This window comes from Companilactobacillus alimentarius DSM 20249, from assembly GCF_002849895.1.
Taxonomy (GTDB): domain Bacteria; phylum Bacillota; class Bacilli; order Lactobacillales; family Lactobacillaceae; genus Companilactobacillus; species Companilactobacillus alimentarius.
In genome coordinates this window covers 1,604,775-1,618,448 of record NZ_CP018867.1, presented here as the reverse complement: position 1 = coordinate 1,618,448, position 13,674 = coordinate 1,604,775, and the positions used below count along the sequence as shown (strand labels likewise).

Annotated in this window: 10 protein-coding genes; 9 read left to right on the top strand and 1 reads right to left on the bottom strand. The window is 34.8% G+C overall.

Going from position 1 to position 13,674, the window contains the following annotated elements:
* Positions 1-2 precede the first annotated feature (2 nt).
* The 7 genes from dagF to LA20249_RS07705 all read left to right on the top strand — a co-directional run bounded on the left by dagF (position 3) and on the right by LA20249_RS07705 (position 8,888).
* The gene (gene dagF, locus LA20249_RS07735; RefSeq protein ID WP_057737305.1) at positions 3-740 is read left to right on the top strand and encodes a 2-dehydro-3-deoxy-phosphogluconate aldolase; all 738 of its coding nucleotides are present in this window, start codon (positions 3-5) and stop codon (positions 738-740) included.
* Positions 741-1,001: 261 nt separating this feature from the next.
* On the top strand, positions 1,002-1,865 hold the full coding sequence (locus LA20249_RS07730) for an ROK family protein (RefSeq protein WP_057737303.1): 864 nt from the start codon (positions 1,002-1,004) through the stop codon (positions 1,863-1,865).
* A 189-nt stretch (positions 1,866-2,054) separates the two neighbouring features.
* Entirely contained in the window at positions 2,055-3,554 is a 1,500-nt protein-coding gene (locus LA20249_RS07725; protein WP_057737301.1) for a PTS fructose transporter subunit IIC, read from the top strand.
* Between the two features lie 14 nt (positions 3,555-3,568).
* Positions 3,569-4,015, top strand: coding sequence for a PTS sugar transporter subunit IIA (locus LA20249_RS07720; RefSeq protein WP_057737299.1), 447 nt, complete (start codon positions 3,569-3,571; stop codon positions 4,013-4,015).
* A 43-nt stretch (positions 4,016-4,058) separates the two neighbouring features.
* A complete protein-coding gene (locus LA20249_RS07715; protein ID WP_057737297.1) occupies positions 4,059-6,689 on the top strand; it encodes a glycoside hydrolase family 38 N-terminal domain-containing protein in 2,631 nt (876 codons plus the stop codon).
* Positions 6,690-6,700: 11 nt separating this feature from the next.
* Entirely contained in the window at positions 6,701-7,504 is an 804-nt protein-coding gene (locus LA20249_RS07710) for a MurR/RpiR family transcriptional regulator (RefSeq protein WP_057737295.1), read from the top strand.
* 10 nt (positions 7,505-7,514) lie between these two features.
* On the top strand, positions 7,515-8,888 hold the full coding sequence (locus tag LA20249_RS07705; protein ID WP_057737293.1) for a glycoside hydrolase family 1 protein: 1,374 nt from the start codon (positions 7,515-7,517) through the stop codon (positions 8,886-8,888).
* Here the strand turns inward: LA20249_RS07705 and LA20249_RS07700 are convergent.
* Complete coding sequence (locus LA20249_RS07700; RefSeq protein WP_057737291.1) at positions 8,885-10,663, bottom strand: glycerophosphoryl diester phosphodiesterase membrane domain-containing protein; 1,779 nt, start codon at positions 10,661-10,663, stop codon at positions 8,885-8,887. The two genes, LA20249_RS07705 and LA20249_RS07700, sit on opposite strands and share 4 nt — an antisense overlap.
* A 68-nt stretch (positions 10,664-10,731) precedes the next feature.
* Here LA20249_RS07700 and LA20249_RS07695 point away from each other — a divergent pair, with 68 nt between their 5' ends.
* A complete protein-coding gene (locus LA20249_RS07695; RefSeq protein WP_057737289.1) occupies positions 10,732-11,070 on the top strand; it encodes an ASCH domain-containing protein in 339 nt (112 codons plus the stop codon).
* A gap of 136 nt (positions 11,071-11,206) precedes the next feature.
* Entirely contained in the window at positions 11,207-13,621 is a 2,415-nt protein-coding gene (locus tag LA20249_RS07690; RefSeq protein WP_057737287.1) for an isopeptide-forming domain-containing fimbrial protein, read from the top strand.
* Positions 13,622-13,674 lie beyond the last annotated feature (53 nt).

Below are 13,674 nucleotides of genomic sequence, written 5' to 3'. Positions count from 1 at the left end.
AAATGAAATTAATTCCAAATTATTATAAAGATAGAGTAGCTATCAATGTTTTGGCAGGCTCAATACAAAATGCTAAGGATATCTATGAAGCCGCAGAGGGGCATACAGTCGTTGGTGTTTTGACTAAAAACTACGATACTGATGAAGCAGCAATTGAAGATATGAAGAAATATCAAGCAGAAGTTGATAATGCTATTTCTGTCGGTTTGGGTGCAGGTGACCCTAAACAAAGTCAAATGGTTAGTCGTGTTTCAAAAGTTTTGAAACCACAACATGTTAATCAGGTATTCACAGGTGTAGGAACCTCACGCGCATTGCTAGAAGAGAATGAAACTGTCATTAATGGATTAGTTTCACCAACAGGAAAAGTTGGACTAGTCAATATTGCCACAGGTCCATTAAGCAGTCAGCAACCGGCTGCTGAAGTTCCTATTGAAACGGCAATTGCTCTTTTGAAAGATATGGGGGGTACTGCCATTAAGTTCTTCCCAATGGGAGGATTGAAGCATGAGGATGAATTTAGAGCTGTAGCTAAGGCATGTGCTAAATATGATTTCAATTTGGAACCTACGGGTGGTATTGATTTAGATAATTTTGAAGAAATACTTCAAATTGCCGTAGATGCAGGTGTAAAGAAAATTATTCCACATATTTACAGTTCAATTATTGGTGACGATGGACTAACAAGACCTGAAGATGTTAAGAAACTGTATGAAATTGTTAAAAAAGTTCTGGCTTAATCAATACCAAAAAACATTTCTTGTGTCAGATTATGATGAAATAAAAATGACCTGGGATTCTAATTGCTTAGTATAGGATCTCAGGTTATTTGGATATAGTTCACTAATTAAAGCAGGTTTTAAAGGTAAAATTTTAAATTAAGATTGAAAATAAAATAATTGATCTTATAAGTTAGTGAATAAATTTTCAAAGTGACTACTTTCCATTGTTTTAAAGTATCCTAAACCGTAAACTAAAATAAACAATTGGAGATAAAATAAATGTCAAAATTAATAGTGATTGATGTTGGTGGAACATCCATAAAATATGGTTTATGGGATGATGAGATACAAGTATTAAGTAATAAAAGCAGCTTAGAGACCCCTAATAATATAGAAGATTTTTATCATAATTTTGAATCAATCAATAATGAATTTAAAAACAGAAAAATAGATGGCGTAGGAATCAGTATTCCTGGTATCGTCGATCAGGATACTGGAATTATTGGTGGAAGTAGTGCTCTACCGTACATTCATGATTTCCCAATAAAACAGGTAATTCAAGAACATTTGAATCTAAGGGTGGCACTGGAAAATGATGCAAATTGTGCGGCACTGGCTGAATTATCTATAGGTGTGGCAAAAGATTTGAATGATATTCTTTTTCTGGTTATTGGAACAGGAGTTGGTGGTGCCGTTGTTTCTAATCGAAAAATCATTCGTGGATCTAATCTTTATGGTGGTGAATTTGGAATGATGATGGGCGACGGTAAAAAACAATTAAGCCTTTGGGGCACTGCTGTCCACATGGCAGAAAGGTACAATTCTAAATATGGAATGAATCTTTCTGGCAAACAGATAATTGAATTGGCCGATTCTGGAGACTTTACTGCTAAAGCGGAAACCCAAGTAATGTATGATAATTTGGCCCAAGCAATTTATAATCTACAATTCGTTACTGATCCTCAAGCAATTATTGTTGGCGGAGGTGTGTCTAGGAGTTCAATTTTCATGAAACATTTAATAGAAACTGTAAATGTTTATCTTGATTCTTTGGGGAATATACCAATTTATCCCAAAATAATGGCCTCAAAATTTCACAATGATTCTAACCTAATTGGAGCAGCTTATAATTTTTATAACTAATATATAAATTATTAAATTAATATATTTTGATAAATACATCTTGCTATAAGATGTTTTTTTTATGTAAATAATTTCAATAAATTCCTCAACTTGGCAATGTTTGTAAATAGATTCTAAGTCTATAGAAAGCGTTTACTTTAATTGCTTTATATATTATTATCAAATCATAAAAACGAAGGAGATGAAAAAATGGCTAAGAAAATTATTGCAGTAACAGCTTGCGCAGCCGGGATTGCTCATACATATATGGCTGCAGAATCAATTGAAAAAGCGGCTAAAGAATTAGGGTATGAGGTGAAAGTTGAAACCGATGGCGCAATTGGTGCTGAAAATAAATTAACAGCAGAAGATATTGACAGTGCTGATTTAGTCATCATTGCAGCAGATATTAAAATTGATCCAATTAGATTCACTGGAAAGAAACTTTTTGTAACAGATTCAAATGATGCTATCAATGATGGAAAGATATTAATTGAAAGAGCTGAGAAGGAAGCTACTGTTTTTGGTAAAAAGGGTGGTAAGGTAGGTAAAATTCAAATTGGTAGCAACAAAGAAAAGGTGAATTTCTTTACTCATGTAATGAGTGGTATCTCGTATATGATTCCAATGGTTATTGCTGCTGGATTAATTCTTACTATAGCGAACTTATATGCGTTTCAAAGAGATGATTTAGGTAGAATCGTTAAGTGGGGATTTGATACAAGTACGCCGATGGGACAATTGATGTCAAACATGTTCCAGGTAGGTCAAGTCGGATTTAAATTGATGATTCCACTGTTTGCAGGATTTGTAGCCAATTCTATTGCTGACAAGCCTGCCATTGCTCCAGCCATGATTGGTGCTTATATTGCCAATGATGCTGAATTGTTACATGCAAAATCTGGTGGGGGTTTTATTGCTGCCATCTTAGTTGCCTTTATTGTAGGTTACTTTGTTAAGGTTCTGAAGAAAATCAAATGGCCTAAGATTCTACAGCCGATTGTTCCAATTATGATTATTCCCTTTATTGCCACGTTGTTCATATCACTAGTTGTCTTTTATATAATTGGACAACCGATTGCTTCGGGAATGGATAGTTTATATGCTTGGTTGAACTGGATCAATAAAAGCTCTGCTAGTGCCCCAATTATTCTAGGTGCCGTTATCGGAGCTATGATTGGATTTGACCTTGGAGGACCTATTAATAAAACAGCATTGATCTTTGGTACAGCTATTTTTACAGATACTATGACTAAATACGGTATTCAAAATGCTAACTTTGTTCCAGGTACGGCAGCCCAAGCTGCTATCTCAGTCGCTCCACTAGGCGTTTGGTTAGCTTCAATGATTTGGAAAAAGAAATTTACAACTGATGAAAAAGCCGCTGCTAGTGCTGCTTTAGGTATGGGATTAGTTGGTGTTACTGAAGGTGCTATTCCATTTGTTGCTGCTGATCCTATCAGAATGATTATTGCAAATGTTTCAGGATCTGCTGTAGCTGGGGGGCTTGTAGCAGCAACCGGATGTAAATTTTATGGTGGTATTGGTTCACCATTGGGAACATTTATTGGATATATTGAGCAACCAATTCCATTTGTCACTTGGATCGTTTGTGTCTGTGCCGGTATTGCGGTGACGGCTTTAATTATTGGATTAACGAGAACAGATAAAGTTTTGGAAGCTGCTGAAACTGTAGAACAAGCCGAATAGGAGGATATTTCAGTATGGATAAAGAGATTTTTAATCAAGGAAATATTTACTTTGATAAGACTAGTCAAACGCAAGATGATGCTTTTAAACAAATCGCTAAATTTGTCATGGAGAAAGAATACAGTACGGATGTTGAAAGTTTCTACCAAGGGTTAGTTAATCGTGAAAAAGAATCAACTACTGGTTTCAAAGATGGAATTGCAATTCCACATAGTAATGACGCAAGTATTACCAAACCAGGATTATTCTTAATTAAATTTGACAAATCCATTGAATGGGATGCTTTGGATAAGAAACCTATCAAAGTAGCATTTGTTCTCAGTATTCCTAAAGAAGGTGCAGAAGAACACTTGAGACTGTTGAGCAAAATTGCCCGTAAGTTGATGGATGATGAATTCAGACAAAATATTTTAGAAAATGATGATATAGCTACGCTTTCAGCAACTGTTGACGAAATTTAGATAAAGGAGGGATAGGTTTCTTCCTTTTTTCTAGAAAGAGGATATGATGAAAAAAATACACGTAATACAACATACACATTGGGATTTTGAATGGTACTTCACTAGAAATGAAGCCATGGTGCAATTCGTTTATCATATGGATGAAGTGTTTAGAGCCTTAGAAAATCAAGCGGTTGACTATTATTTGTTAGATGGTCAGATGAGTATCTTGGACGATTATTTAGATGCTTATCCTGAGCAAAAGGAAGAAGTTATTAAATGGGTCAAAGCTAAAAGATTACTCATTGGACCTTGGTATACGCAGACAGATGAATTAATTGTTTCAGGTGAGGCCATTGTGAGGAACTTGGATTTAGGAATCAATCTAGCAAATGAATTAGGTGGTAGTCAAAAAATTGGTTATTTACCCGATTCTTTTGGACAAGGTGTTGACATGCCTAAAATTTACAATGGTATGGGAATTAAACATGCTGTTTTTTGGCGAGGTTTACCTAAAGAAAAGACTAGTAATCGCGAATTTAATTGGCAAGCAGAAGATGGTTCGAAGGTTATAGTTGTAAATATTAAGGATGGTTATTTTGTAGGTGGAGAACTGATTTATAACGATGATATTCATGATTTAATGTCGCGTACATTAGATGGAGTAACACTTAAAGATGCTGTGTTACCAGTTGGTGGAGATCAGCGTTACGTTGATTTTAATTTAAAAGAGAAAATCAATAAGTGTAATCCTGATTTAAAAAAAGACGGTATAGAATTAGTAGAAAGTACTTATTCAAAGTATTTTGAACAAGTTGATAAATCAAAAGGAAACTTAGATACCGTATCAGGAGAATTCATTGACAGTACAGTTTCTAAAATTCATCGCTCGATTTATTCATCAAGATATGATCAAAAGTATTTAAGCGACAAAGTTGAACGCCGCTTGATCTATCAATTGGAACCCTTGATGGCTATGGCAGGACGAATTGGAATCTCTTATAAAAAGTCGTTATTGGACAAAATTTGGAAATTGATTGTCAGAAACCAAGCCCATGATAGTGCTGGAGGATGTAATAGTGACAAGACGAACGAAATAATTTTAGAACGATTGCGTGAAGCAGATCAATTGTCATATTCTACTGTTGATTATTTAACCAGAAAGATTTCAGAATCAGAAGTCGATAAGAAGGACAATAATTTAACCTTTTTCAATCTTCTTCCATATCCGGTAACCAAAAATGTTAAATTTGAAATTTCCTTAAAGGAAAAAAATTTCGAATTATTTGATAATGATGTTAAAGTGTCGATGGATATTTGGGATATTGAGAAGAAATATCATGGTCAAATTAAACGCGATGAGTCTTCGTATGAAGAGAAGAATTTTTATTATACTTTCCATTGTTCAGCAACCGTTACATTACCAGCATTGCAGTGGAAGACATTCAAGATTAAGCCAACAGTAGAAATGGAAGAAGTGGCGAAAGCCTGTGAATCAAAGAGTATTGAAAATGGACATTTCAAAATAGAATTTGAAGATGGACTTTTGAATTTAATCAATAAGCAAGAACAAAATACGATTTCTGATTTTATAAGAATTGTTGATGACGGTGATGAAGGAGATACATACGATTATTCCCCAGCTCATTTTAATCAAGTGTTTAATTTAGATTTAGGTGATGCTGAAGTGATTTGTAAATGTGGCAAAACTTTGAGTGAATTGAAATTAGTCGGATCCTGGAATTTGCCAAAAAATCTTCAAGAACGAAAAGATAAAGAATTTAATGGAATTGTTAATTATGAATTGACAATTCAATTGGGCAATCAAAGCAATTTGATTCAAGTTCACCTGTTATTGGATAACCAAATAGAAGATCATCGAATGAGAGTAGTCGTTAGAACAGATTTGAAACAAAATAAATATTCGTATGCAGATACAGCATTTGGATATATCAAACGCTCAGTGGTCGATAAGAATTTATTTAATTGGAAAGAAAAGGGCCTTAAAGAGGAGCCGACAGCAATTTTTCCAATGTTACATTATACAAATATTCATGATGAAAAAAGTAGTATTTCAGTGCTAACAAAGGGAATTAAGGAGTATCAAATTGTTGGTGATGAATTTAATGAGATTGCTTTGACACTTTTTAGATCGGTTGGTTACTTAGGCCGACCTGATCTTTTAAGACGACCAGGTGTAGCTTCAGGTAATCAATTCACTTATATTCCAACCCCTAATAGTCAATTAAAAGAACGATTACATTTCAAGTTTGCTATTAGTTTGGATAATCAATTTTCACCGGCGCAAATTATGCGTGATTTCCAAAAATATGCTATCAGTAATCCATTTTATCAGCAGCAAGAATTGAACCAGTTTACTAATACGTTGAAATATTTTGTGATACATCCTTTGCCCAAGCTTATTGAACCGAAACCATTTTTTATATTTAATAATCAAGATTTAATCTTTAGCAGTTTAACTGAAAGTTCTGATGAAGCTGGTTGGTTAATTAGAATTTATAATCCTAATAAAAAAATATGTAGTGGTTCTAATGTGATTGAGTTAACTGATGCAAAAATGATTAGTTTGACTGATTTTACTGGTAAAATTCTCAATTCTTTAGGTCAATTAAAAAAAGTTTCATTAGATGATTTTCAACCAGGAGAAATTAGAACAATTAGAATTAATAAATAAGAGGGGTAAAAATGTCTAATAAGGTTGATGATTTATATTTATTGATTGAATCAAAGAGAAATGAATTTACCTCCGTCGAACAAGTGGTAGCTGATTATTTTATTGGAAAACAGCCCATTTTGAGTATCAGCGCCTTGGCTAAAAAAATTTCAGTTTCGGCACCATCGATTACTCGTTTTTGCAAGAAGTTGGGATTGAACAATTATAAGGAGTTGATTTTCCTATACAGTCTCTCTTTGCATGATCAAACAGCTGATGCTAGTATGATTTCCACGCCAGTGACTGCAAGTTATCATGCTTTAGCCACGAGAAGTGATGCCTCGTATCGAGGACAAGCAGTTAAAAATTTTTGTGATTTGATTTATTCTACGCGAATCATTCTGTTCTGGGGATTAGGTTTTAATTCTTTTGCAGGGCTAGATTTTACGTTTAAATTCTCTCGTTTTGGAAAATTTATTCAATCCTTTGGTGATCAACATTCAATTCTTTTGTCAGCTATGTCATTGAAAAAAGGTGATGTTGTATTGGTATCTTCTCTGAGCGCAATAGATCCAGAAATACTTCGAGCAATAAAAATCGGAAAAGAACATAAGGCACACTTTCTATTGATTACAGCTAATGAAGATTCACCTTTCGTTAATTATTGCGATGAGACTATCTATGCAGCAAGCTTTTCGGCTGATGAAAAACTGGGGAATATTTCACCTCAAATCCCTATTCTGATTCAATTAGACATTATTTATTCAAAATACATAAGTCTACATCGTAAAAGCGTTGATAAATGGTTAAGTTCGGAAAATATTTTAAAACAATGAGGTTTTCGAAATGATTAAATTTCCAAATAACTTTTTATGGGGGGCCGCAGCTTCAGCACCTCAAACTGAAGGCCATGATCTATTAAACGGTAAATCTATGACTACTTGGGATAAGTGGTTTGAAAAGAATCCTGAATTATTCAATCAAAGACAAGGGCCACAAGATGCATCTAATGTTTATGAAATGTACCATGAGGATGTTTTGAATATGGTTAAAATTGGAATGAATTCGTATAGAACATCCATTTCTTGGGCTAGACTTTTACCCGATGGCGTTCATTTGAATGTAGAAGCAGTTGCTTTTTATCGACATTATTTTCAAGATATGCTGGATAATGGAATTGAACCAATCATTAATCTTTTTCATTTTGACATGCCATGGTGGCTCATGGAAAAGGGTGGTTGGGAAAATCGTCAATCGGTGACTGCTTTTGCATTTTATGCGCGCACAGCATTTGAACAGTTTGGTGATTTGGTACATAAATGGACAACATTTAATGAACCCATGGTACATATTGAAAGTGGCTATTTATATGGTTATCATTATCCAGCCATTGTTGATTTTAGGAAAGCGGTACAAGTCGGATATCATACACTTTTAGCACATGTATCAGCGGTAAATGAATTTAAAAAGAATAATTTTGATGGCAAGATTGGTATTATTCTAAATGTTTCACCAGCTTATAGTAAAAGTACTGAAGAAGCTGATCAACAAGCTAAGGAGTATTCAGATTTATTGAACATCAAAAGCTTTTTAGATCCAGCGGTTAAAGGTATTGTTCCTGAAAAATTAGTTAAACTGTTGGCCGATAATCATTTGTTACCCCAAGTTGAGTTAGGGGATGCTTATCTAATTAGTAATAATTGCATTGATTTTATTGGAATTAATTACTATCAGCCATGTAGGGTCCAGGCACCAGCCAATTCAAACAATATTGCAAAAAAGCCTGAAGGTTTTTTTGCAATATATGATTGGCCAGATAAGAGAATTAATCCTTATCGAGGTTGGGAGATCTATCCAGAAGCTTTGTATGATGTTGCAATCATGATGCGTGATGAATATGAGAATATTCCTTGGTATGTTAGTGAAAATGGGATGGGTGTTGCTGATGAAGAGAGATTTATGAATAATGGAATGATTGATGATCAATATCGAATTGATTTTATCAAAGAACATCTAGAACAATTACATAAGGGAATTGAAGTTGGTAGCAACTGTTTTGGATATCATATGTGGACATTTGTTGACTGTTGGTCTTGGTTGAATGGTTACCGTAATCGTTATGGATTTTACCGAGTTGATTTAGATAATCATTTCAAACGAAGCATTAAAAAAAGTGGGTTGTGGTTTAAAGAAATGACTGAAAATAATGGATTTTTTTAGTCAAAAGGATCCTGCATCTGAGCAACATAGATAGTCATACGTTCGGAATAACTACTGTCGTTAAACAAGCGTTTAATTTCGCCATTCAAGGTGGCTAGGTTATCCGTTATAACGCCACCAGATCCAAGGAAGATCATTCGATCCATAGCATCTTCATCGTTGACGGTCCAAGCAAAGACGTTCTTTCTTTGTAAATGAGCGCCATCAATAAATTGACGATTGAGGGTGGTATATTCCATTGTAAAATCGTCGGCCTTTGTAATGGGAACGCCAGAAAGGTTGAATGACAATATATAGCTAGCTTTTACGTTGGGCATGAGTTCTTTACTCTGTTCAATATAATTGTAACTAAGTGAGTGAATTATATCTTTATTTTTCTTTAAACTGGTGCCATATTTCTTAGCGAATAGTTGGACAAAATTCTTACTATTGCCGGAGACTGGTTTTAACTCGACTAGTAATTTTTGGTGGAGCTTAGTGGCAGCGTTGAGGTAGTCATCAAAACTTGCGATATAGGTCGTTTTACCGTTCTCGTGAATTTTTGTCTGTTTCAATTCGTTTAAGGTCATTTCACTTGGTCGTTTATTAATTCCTGCTAGATTCTTCAAGGTGTTATCGTGATAAACTACGAATTGATGATCTTTAGTTTCCTGAATGTCCATTTCAATATAATCAGGATTTTCTTTAGAGGTTGTTTTTAAAGCAGAAATTGAATTTTGAACGCCGTTTCCATCATCAACTCCACGATGAGACACGGTTACGGGTGGTTTCAAGAGCCAATCATTGAAGTACGTAACGTTATAACTAACAAAACTGATGACCACAGTTAAAGCTAGTATTCCCCAGAACCATTTATGTCCACGGTGATTCTTGTAAGGATAAAAATATCGTGTGTGCGTGCGACTAAGCATGATGAGGACTGCCATCCCAGAAGCATACAGACTAATAGTAATATTAATGAATTGAATTAAGGTCATGTTAACTACGGCCATTGTAAAATCAATTGTTTTGAGAAAACTAACATTATCAATGATCCACTGTGCAAAAATTACGATTCCAGTGGCTATTGAAGCGACAATAGCTACAACGACAATCAATAATCCAAAGAGGCCGAGGTAGAAAATGGTTTTGCCACGGGTTAATTCCCAACTTTTCTTGATGGCAAATTTGATTGATTTGTTCTCAAAAATCATCATCGGTAAAACGAACAACCACCGTAATCCGATATAAAGAATAACCAAGTAAATTATCAACAGTAGAAAAGCCAAAAATTGGTGTTCTTGTATCAACCAATCCAAGATAAATTGTGGAATCTTAACTTTACTGAGGAGGGTTGAGGAAATTCCTAAACTACCAAATGGCGTAATGATCAAAAAGTAGAGGAGGAAGAACCCAAAGGCTTTAAATGGCAATCCGAAAACGTTTTTAGCTACTTTTTTTAAATAATCCCACCAACTTAGGCTGGCTTTAGATTTGATAGCTTGAAAACTAATTAATAGCAATGTAAATTGCGTGAATACTAATAATAAAATTAATAATAGTATCAAAATTAAACCAATAACGACTAACGGTTTCTTAGTGAGCAGATAAAGAGCGTTGGTATAAGAAATATAATTGACACGTCCTAGAAAAATGATGCCGTTAGCTAAGTAACTTAGAATCGGTATCAGGACATAGTTTATTAATAATTGTATTAAAATAATTATTTGACTATATTTCCAAAAATAACGCCAAAAATTATGATTTTGTTCTCGAAATTCAGAAAAAATCCCCATATTTCATTCCCCCAAATATTACATACCCAATTATTATATAATGAAACTTAAAAAAGGATTGATAAAAAATGAAAATGAGTTTGTATCATCAACCATTTGAAGCAATTAAAGCTGGAACTAAAAAGATTGAAGTTAGATTAAATGATGAGAAACGCTCGAAATTACATGTGGGAGATCGAATTGAATTTACGGATCTAACTACGTCTGAGACTGTTCAAGTAAAGGTTTTAGGTTTAGAGAAGTTCTCAAGTTTTAAAGAATTGTTCACGAAATATTCTGGAGAAATTATTGGTGAGTTTGAGAATAAATCAGTTACAGATTTGGATCTTGAAAATCAAAAGATTTATTCTCAAACTCGAGAAGCAAAATATGGAGCTTTAGCAATCAGAATTGAAATTCTTAGATGAAAATTTGAATATTTGAGATTTCGATTTCATAAAAATATATTTGCTTATTGTGAATCAATATCATGATAGTACTGTATTACAATAATGGAGTATAAATAATATAATCGCTAAATTATTGTAACGTCGGGGGAAAATCATGATTAGAAGATATAAAATTTCGAAAAGAATATTAATAATCAGTTTTCTTATATTGATGGCTTTCTTGAGTATTCCTAAAATTGTTCATGCCGATTCTAATGCGTCGCCAGAAGCTGATAATGATATTACCTGGAATGAGTCCGCTGGTACGTACTCTTCGATGCAACTGATTAATATTGGTGGAAATTTAGATTTAGGTTATACTTTCGGACTGGCCCAAGATACAAATGGTAATGTTTTTCAGCCTAATAGTTCCGATGGGTTGGTGCGAACCAACAATGATGACACTGTCACAAAGGATTCAGTAATTGCCGGTGCCAATAATATTTATAATACGAAAATGAATATATTTTTACGCAATAATCAAAGTTATGTGGGATCTGTTTTCCAAGGAACTCACACAAGTTCGGTTGCTAGTGATCGGACCGAACAAGTATCATTGACCTCACCTGATTTTCTCATCGTACCAACAACTATGCCCTCGAATGTAACAGCTAAAGATTATTCTTTGTTGTCTAACATGACTAATAAGAAAATTTATACAGGTGAAGATAAAAACGGCCATTTGGCTTTGAAAATAGTAGGTGATTTTGTTCGTGGCACTGGCAGTGGCAATAACGTCTTTAATTTAACCGCTGAAATTGTTCTGCGTGCTTCGCCAACCAATTCAGCCGATATTCAAAGAGAATTATATCTAAAGAATAATAGTGACCAGACACAGAGTTTTCAAGTTCTTTTCGGTGAAGATACTAAATTAAGTAATAATGACCAAGTTCAAATTAAAGATTTGGGAACTAAGAATGGTCTTTATATCGAAGATGGTAGCTATAAGTTAATGGTTACTAACCAAATGCCAGACGGATTCAACCAGTACGCTGGACAAGCATTTACCTCAGGATCAATGAATTGGGCTAAGGGATTTAGTAGCGATGGCAGTGGGGCTGAATCCAAGGATTATAATTATGGCGATAGTATCACAGGAACGGGTCGAATTGATTCCAGTTATACGTTGAAATGGAATCCAACCACTCTAAAGCAAGGTGAATCATCCCACTACGGTTCAACTATGGGTGTCACGGCTAACCCATATGCTTTGCCAGTTGTTTCTAAAAGTTATACTAATGAAACGACCGGAGAAGCTGGCGGCACGGGCAAAAATAGTGTAAATGATAAGCTCAAATTTTCTTTAAAGGTTAAGAATAACGGTTATGGCAGTACTTGGACGTATAAAAAATTGGAAGATAAAATCCCCGACGGTTTGCAGATTGACCCTGATTCTTTAGCAATCAAATATAACGATGGCACAACGCAGAAGCTTTCGTCAGAAAATTATGATGATTCAACAAAGACCTTGTCGATTCCACCAGCATTGTCGTTGACTGATGGTCAACAAGCCACAATTACTTATGAAGCAACCATCACTAAAGCAGCTGGTGGCAAGACAATCACTAACACAGCTGACTTTACAGGTCATGATACTAAGACTGATGATAAGACATACAGTGCCTCAGTCGACATTGATGTAGAAAAGCCCAGTTATGATTTCGACTTTACTAAAGAAGTTAAGAATGTAACTAATGGTGAGACAGATTTTAAAGATAGCACTGACGCTAAAATTGGCGATACCGTTGAATATCATATCTATTTCGGCGTGAAATCAGATAGTACAGATTCTTTAGCCGCTGGGTCAAAGCTGAATGAAAGCTTGCCAACCGGAATAGAACAAGATGGATCAGCTAAGGTCAAAGGACCAGATGGTTACGAATACAATTCAAGTAGTATTGGAACAGGAATTTCCGTCGTAAAACCAGGTGAGAATTTGACGATTGATTTTAAAGCTAAAGTAACCAGTGCAGCAGTCGGACAATTGCATAACACCGTTACAATCACAGGTGGAACTACGACGCCTGGTAACGAGACAATCCCAACAATGGTATCAAGCGACGCCATCGTTAATGTTCAAAAGTCCAATGCCTTTACCTCTGTACCAAGTTTGATAGATTTTGGTTCTGTTAACATGACAGGTGCAAGTAAGACAATTACTAACGTTGCTACCAAAGGAGAATTAGTCGTCACGCATCCAGATAGCAGTAATTTCAACATTAGTGTAGCTTATGACAACAATAACGCCGCTACGCAAATGCAAAATTCTAACGGCAGTACATTGCCAAGCAGTAGTGATGGATTGTTATTCATCAAACAAAGAGATAATTCAGAAGATGATCTTGGTACTTGGCAACCACTTTTACCGACAGGAACTATGATTAGAACTAGTGATTTTTCCGGGTCGCAACAAGCACTCAACTTAACTAATTACGTTGGTGCCAATGATTGGCAGATGAGACTTTCACCTGATACCAATGCTGGGACTTATAGTGGAACTCTGACTTGGAGTTTAAGCGAATCAATTTAGAAATTTAAAAATAATAAAGCCCTGATAGAACTCGATCGAGTTTTATCAGGGCT